4 protein-coding genes are annotated in these 5,450 nt (G+C 37.7%); 3 read left to right on the top strand and 1 reads right to left on the bottom strand.

What is annotated here, in order from left to right:
* Positions 1–204: 204 nt before the first annotated feature.
* Positions 205–1,020 carry a cohesin domain-containing protein gene (locus I2E21_RS12030; protein WP_195411474.1) on the bottom strand — a complete coding sequence of 272 codons (816 nt, stop codon included), beginning with the start codon at positions 1,018–1,020 and terminating at the stop codon, positions 205–207.
* Positions 1,021–1,187: 167 nt separating this feature from the next.
* Here I2E21_RS12030 and I2E21_RS12025 point away from each other — a divergent pair, with 167 nt between their 5' ends.
* From I2E21_RS12025 to I2E21_RS12015, 3 genes are all read left to right on the top strand, one after another.
* Entirely contained in the window at positions 1,188–3,164 is a 1,977-nt protein-coding gene (locus tag I2E21_RS12025) for a CotH kinase family protein (protein ID WP_195411473.1), read from the top strand.
* 193 nt (positions 3,165–3,357) lie between these two features.
* Positions 3,358–4,800, top strand: a complete 1,443-nt coding sequence (gene pyk, locus I2E21_RS12020; protein ID WP_195411472.1) for a pyruvate kinase — start codon at positions 3,358–3,360, stop codon at positions 4,798–4,800.
* A 1-nt stretch (position 4,801) separates the two neighbouring features.
* Positions 4,802–5,314, top strand: a complete 513-nt coding sequence (locus I2E21_RS12015) for a shikimate kinase (RefSeq protein ID WP_186935812.1) — start codon at positions 4,802–4,804, stop codon at positions 5,312–5,314.
* The last annotated feature ends 136 nt before the right edge of the window (positions 5,315–5,450 follow it).

Genomic DNA, 5,450 nt, shown 5'->3' with positions numbered 1-5,450 from the left:
CTGATAAATTGTTATATCGGAAGATTTTTATGGGCGCTGCCCAAACCCGCAATTTTTGAAAAAATTGAGTAAACTTTTTTGTTCTTTTGCTGATAATTTAGCGTTAGCTAAATTTCAATGCCCGACCGACACTCCGCTAAACCAAAATTTATTAATGTTGCCCCAACATAAAAAACTCCCGCCCAAGCGAGAGTTTTTAACATTTTATTTATAAGATGTTGAAAGTGAAACTGTACCGTCTGATTTTCCGTTATTATCAATATGGGTTATAATCTTATTATTTTCAATAGTGCTTGCAGATTCCCATAAATAGCTTGTCTTTGCAGAACCTGTACCCGTTACTTCGTAAGTTACTACAATAAGGTCGCCGCCATTTGTGAAATCGTATCCGCTTGTAATGTCTGAACCGTTAAATTTAATTACACCGGCATTTTTGGCATTAACAATGCTGTTTGATTTAACAGGACTTTGGAGCTCGGCTTTTTTAACTTTAAGTTTTGAAGAATCGTAAGTTATAGTACCCTGGAAGTTTGCGAGTACCTTTGTGCTTTTAACTGTATAGGTAACTGTTACGGTATCGCCTTTTTTGTAATCGTGACCGTCAACAGAAAGTGTATCGGAAGATTTATTGCCCGAGTCATTCTTGCTTGTGTCATTTTTGCTTGTGTCATTTTTACTTGATGCATCGTTTTTGGAACTTTCTGACTTTGATTCGGCTTTTGAAGAATCGGAAGAACCGTTCGATTCGGATTTTTCGGAGGTTTGTGAAGAATTAGCAGTTGAATTTGAACTTGAGCTTTGAGTGCTGCTTTCTGTATTTAATTCGCTTTCTGATTTGTCGTTTGCAACAGTTGTGTTTTCAGCGGCAGAAGCAGTGCTTGTTACGGTCGCAGCGGTTGATGAACTCTCATCTTTATTACCGCAGCCTGTCATTACACTTGCAAATGATGTTGAAACGGCAAGTACGGCAATCAAAAGTGCAACAGAAAGCCTCTTTGCTTTATGCTTTGAATTATTCATAAAATCATTCCTTATCTAATGTTATTGTTCCTATTATAGCAAAATATATTATAAAAATAAAGCGTAATTATTTAAATAATAATTTGCAAAATTTGACATTGTAATTCAATTTTTTCTATGATATAATAGATATGTGAAAACTGAATGAATTTTTAGGAGTGTTTGAATTGAAATTAGCAAAAATTATTGCAGTAGGACTTTCTGCTGTAATGCTTAGTACAGGCTTTTCTGTATCTGCTCTTGCGGCACAGACAACCGAATCCACCGTTTCTACTCCGGGATTTAAGACATATGACGCATTATATGCTCACGCTGTTTTAAACTCTGAAGATACACAGGCTTGGCTGAGATGGCAAAGTGTACACGATGAGAACTTTAACGAAATAGACAGTAATAAAAAGTATTTCTTCCTGCCTTCTTCGGCAAACGGAGAAAAAGTTGATATTTACAACGCTTATTCATCACCGATTACAATAAACGGAGTTACTGTTGATTCACATAAGTCGGGTTCGGTACCGTACAATACAAATGTTGAGTATAAGGTAAATGCGGGCGGCAAAAACTTTACTTTGATTTTTATGAAATCAACCGCAGAGTCCGCCGTATATATCAATAATGACAATGCCGACGGTAACGGTACGGAGCTTATCACATACCTTAATCGTGATAAGAGTAATTCCGCAAGCGCAACAGCCGCAATTATCGATGCAGACGGCACAATTGAAACAGCCGATGTAAAGAAAATCAAGGGCAGAGGTAACTCAACCTGGGGCAAGGCTAAAAAGCCTTACAACATTACTTTCAAGGATAATGTAACAATCGGTTCGATGGACAAGTGCAAGAAATTTTCTATGCTTGCAAATTATCAGGATGATTCTCTTTCAAGAAACAGATTTTTGTATGACCTTTCAGATGCGGTAGATATGCCGTACGCTTCCGATTCACGCTATGTAGATTTTTACTCTGACGGCTATTATTGGGGTTCATATCAGATGTGTCAAAAGATTGATACAGGTAAGACAAATCTTTTAAGTGACATTGATGATAAAGGCTACCTTAACAAGGACGGCTCAATCAACGAAAACTTCCAATTTGTATGCGAGGTTGACGCAAGCGCTACTGATGATGATTATCACTTCACTTCATCAAGCGGTAATAAGATTACATTAAAAACTCCCGAGCTTGCACCGGGGGACAAAGGCTACAACGAAGTTAAGAATTATGTAAAAGAAAAGTTTGACGCTTTTTATAACGCAATCAAAAGCTCAAGTGCAAATCTTGCCGATTATGCTGATGTTGATTCTGTAACAAAGATTTATCTTATAAACGAACTCGGCAAAAACTGGGATTCGGGCGTATCAAGTCTTTACTTTACATATAAGCAGGACGAAAACGGCGATTGGAAATTCTACGGTTCTCCTGTATGGGATTACGATAACTCGCTCGGTAACGCAAAGGGCGTTGAATGGGATCTCGGAAATATAGGAGTAAATGACTATGAACAGTACAGCGGTTGGTGGTGCAAATACAAAGATAAAGGTAAAAACAGCAACAGCACAAACAATGTTATGAATCTTATTTCGAGAAATAAAAATGTTATTAAGGCTGCACCGCAGGTTTGGTTTGAGGACTTTGTTCCGGCTCTCAAAACATTTATGTCAAGCGGAGTAAGTGAGGGAGAAATTTATTCATCTGATGTTTATTATAACTACCTAAAGGGCAGTGCAGAGATGAACTACAAGAGCGGTTGGTTGCTCAATACAGGCAGCTGGATTGCAGACCACAGCAAACTCAATGTAGCTACCTTTGACTATTCCACAGGCAAATATACAGTAAGCAATACTGCTACAAAGTACAGCAACAATTTTGACGGAAAGTACAATTATTGTGCCGATTGGCTTACAAGTCGTGCGGCTTGGCTTAGCAACGAAATGTATGCTGACTACGAACCGTCAAATCCAAGAATTGAAAACGACCTTAACAATGACGGAATTTTAGATGTTCGTGATGCAACGGCTCTTCAGCTTTACATTGCAGAAAGTGCAACACTTGACATTGAAGGTGTAAAAATGGCTGATATAAACAAAGACGGAATTATTGATGTGAGAGATGTCACAGCTTTACAGCAGATAATTGCACAATAAAATTTAAATTTTTATACCGCTTGATTTCGGAAGATTTCAAGCGGTATTTTGATTTTTAAAAGTAATATTTCTATTATTTAATTATAAATTTACACAAAATTTATTGAAAAACTTACGGTAATGGTATATAATGTATTTGTGAAAATTTTGGGTATTATTGAGGATAGTATTTGATTTAATTATGGAGGTTATTATGAGGAAGACTAAAATTGTTTGCACAATTGGTCCTGCCTGCAACAATAAAGAAACCTTGCTTGAGATGATCAACGCAGGTATGAATGTTGCTCGTATTAATATGTCACACGGAGCATATGACGATTTGGAAAACACTTTTAATGTTCTCAAAGAAGCTATTGCCGAAAGCGGAAAAATTGTGTCAATTCTTCTTGATACAAAAGGTCCTGAAGTAAGAGTATGCACATTTGAAAACGGCAGTATAGAACTTATTGAAGGTCAGCTTTTCAGCCTTTGCAAGAATAAAGAAGTCGGTGACGAAACAGGCGTGGCAATTTCTTTCCCTAAGCTTATTGATTTGTTCAATGCCGACGGCAAAGCGGCAATAGGCAGAGAATTATTATTAGATGACGGTCTTATCTCAATAGTTGTTGACAGTATGACTCCTAATGAAATCATTTGCAAAGTAGTTAAGGGCGGTACACTTAAGAACAGAAAGAGTATTAATATTCCCGGTTATCATATAAATATGCCTTATGTCAGTGCACAGGACAGAAAAGATATTGAATTTGGTCTTACTCATGGCGCAAATGTAGTTGCTGCATCGTTTGTGCGTACACACGAAGATGTAGCTACATTAAGAGATTTTATCGACAGCCTTGGATTTGAATATGTTGAAATCATCGCAAAGATTGAAAATCAGAGCGGTGTTGACGATATGGACGCCATTATAGATTGCGCTGACGGCATTATGGTTGCCAGAGGTGATATGGGCGTTGAAATTCCGTTTATCAAACTTCCTGAAATTCAGAAAACCCTTATCAGAAAGTGCGTAGCAAGAGGTAAATATGTAATTACCGCTACTCAAATGCTTGAGAGTATGACTTCTTCACCTCGTCCTACAAGAGCTGAAATCAGCGATGTTGCCAATGCTGTATATGACGGTACAAGCGCAGTTATGCTTTCGGGTGAGTCTGCCGCAGGTAAGTACCCTGTTGAAAGTGTTGAGGCTCTTGATGCTATATGCTTTGAGGCAGAGCAGAACGGTGAGTTTACAGCTCTTAAAGACTATATCGAACATCACAGTATTCAGGACAGCAACCCAATCAGAGGCAGTATTTGCCGTGCGGCAAGAGATATTGCTCATCAGGTTGGCGCAAGAGCTATTATTGTTGAGAGTGCTACAGGTAAAGTTGCAAGAGCTATGGTACATTTCCGCCCGAATGTTCCGATAATTGCAGTTGTTACCTCTTCGCTTGTTTGTAAAAAACTTTGCCTTAATTGGGGTATTACAGCACTTATCGGTGAAGAAAAGAAAACTTCCGATGCCATTACAAAGCAGGCAATGGAAAAGGCTTTAAGTACGGGCTACTTTAAAAAGGGCGATATTGTAGTTGTAATTTCTTCAAACAGAACTGCACCTACTTCAAGCACAGACTCTCTTAATGTAAGGATTTTATAATATGAATAACAATAACATTATACTTATAGGAATGCCAGGTTCGGGTAAGAGTACACTTGGTGTTCTGCTTGCAAAATACAGCGGATATTCTTTTGTGGATTTAGACTTGATTATTACTAAGAAAACAGGCAAAAAACTGCAAAAGATACTTGATCAGGACGGCTATGATGCTTTCTTGAAAATTGAAAATCAAGTAGGCAAAGAGCTTGACTGCGAGAAAACAGTTGTGGCAACAGGCGGCTCAATGGTACTTAGCGCAGAAGGTATGGAACATTTGAAGAAAATCGGTACGGTTGTGTATATTAATGTGCCGATTGATGAAATCATACGCAGAGTTACAAATGTAGCGACAAGGGGAATTGCTTTTAAAGACGGCGAAACTCTTAACGATGTTTTTAAAGAGAGAACACCTCTTTATGAAAAATATGCAGATGTAACCGTTGATTTTGAGAATGCGTCAAATCTTGAAGAAACCGTCGATAAAATTATGGAAAAATTAAATCTTCATAAGTAATAATTTAAGCACCGATTTGAATGACCCGACCCCCAAAAGTTAGACCTAAAAAATCTAACTTTGGAGGTCGGTATTTTTATGTCAAAATACAGTTATGAATTCAAGAAGAAGGTAGTAATGGACTACATAAATGGAA

Source organism: Ruminococcus sp. BSD2780120874_150323_B10, assembly GCF_015553695.1.
Lineage (GTDB): Bacteria > Bacillota > Clostridia > Oscillospirales > Acutalibacteraceae > Ruminococcoides > Ruminococcoides intestinale_A.
Note: the sequence above shows the minus strand (reverse complement) of the source record. Positions and strands in the feature narration are given on the sequence as shown.